This is a genomic window from Cupriavidus consociatus (assembly GCF_017814975.1).
In the GTDB taxonomy this organism is placed as follows: Bacteria; Pseudomonadota; Gammaproteobacteria; order Burkholderiales; family Burkholderiaceae; genus Cupriavidus; species Cupriavidus consociatus.
The window spans coordinates 1-236 of record NZ_JAGIQA010000232.1 but is presented as its reverse complement, the minus strand read 5'-3'; the positions used below and the strand labels follow the sequence as shown (position 1 = coordinate 236).

The window sequence follows — 236 nt, the reverse complement described above, 5'->3', positions numbered from 1 at the left end:
CGACAACATCATGGTCAACACCAAGACCGTGGGTGCCGAAGCCACGCCCGAAGGCATCAAGGTCAGCTTCGCGCCCGCCAAGGACGGCGTCACCGTGCCCGAGCCCCAGGTCTACGACCTGGTGCTGCAGGCCGTGGGCCGCACGCCCAACGGCAAGAAGATCGCCGCCGAGAAGGCCGGCGTGGCCGTCACGGACCGCGGTTTCATCGAAGTCGACATCCAGATGCGCACCAACG

At 66.5% G+C, this 236-nt stretch carries 1 protein-coding gene; it reads left to right on the top strand.

The window, feature by feature from the left end; genetic code table 11:
* A partial coding sequence (locus J8I82_RS38185) for an FAD-dependent oxidoreductase (RefSeq protein WP_209765837.1) occupies nt 1-236 on the top strand: 236 nt, incomplete at both ends.